This is a genomic window from Barnesiella sp. ET7 (assembly GCF_024733785.1).
In the GTDB taxonomy this organism is placed as follows: Bacteria; Bacteroidota; Bacteroidia; order Bacteroidales; family Barnesiellaceae; genus Barnesiella; species Barnesiella merdigallinarum.
This window is the reverse complement of the sequence record NZ_JANRHM010000074.1, coordinates 1-521: the sequence shown is the minus strand read 5'-3', so window position 1 is coordinate 521 and position 521 is coordinate 1. Positions and strand designations below refer to the sequence as shown.

At 50.3% G+C, this 521-nt stretch carries 1 protein-coding gene; it reads left to right on the top strand.

All coding sequences use genetic code 11. From position 1 onward, the window contains the following. Window positions 1–521, top strand: a 521-nt coding sequence (locus NW211_RS13985; protein ID WP_258328289.1) for a sigma-54 dependent transcriptional regulator, incomplete at both ends; no start/stop codon positions are given.

The window sequence follows — 521 nt, the reverse complement described above, 5'->3', positions numbered from 1 at the left end:
TATGCCTCCATTACCGATGCTGTCAAGGCTATCAAGATGGGTGCAAAAGATTATCTCTCCAAGCCTGTATATCACGAGCAGCTGGTGGAGATGGTCAAGGAACTGCTGAAGCCCATAGCAACGATGCGCAGCAAGGAGAAGGAACTATTCAAGCGTATAAGTCCAAAGGCAAGGGAGGCGGAGCATCTTGCCGAAATCGTTGCCTCATCGGACATAACGGTATTGATACTCGGAGCCAATGGTACGGGTAAAGAGTCCATCGCCCGAAGCATTCACTTCCACAGCACCCGCAAGGATATGCCTTTCGTGGCGGTAAACTGCGGAGCGATACCTCGTGAACTTGCCGCCTCGATGTTCTTCGGACATACGAAAGGAGCATTTACGGGTGCAGACACAGACAAGGGTGGTTACTTCGATGCCGCCAAAGGTGGTACGCTATTCCTTGATGAGATAGGCACATTGCCATTTGATATGCAATCCTCATTGCTTCGTGTATTGCAGGAGGGAACATTCATGCCTGT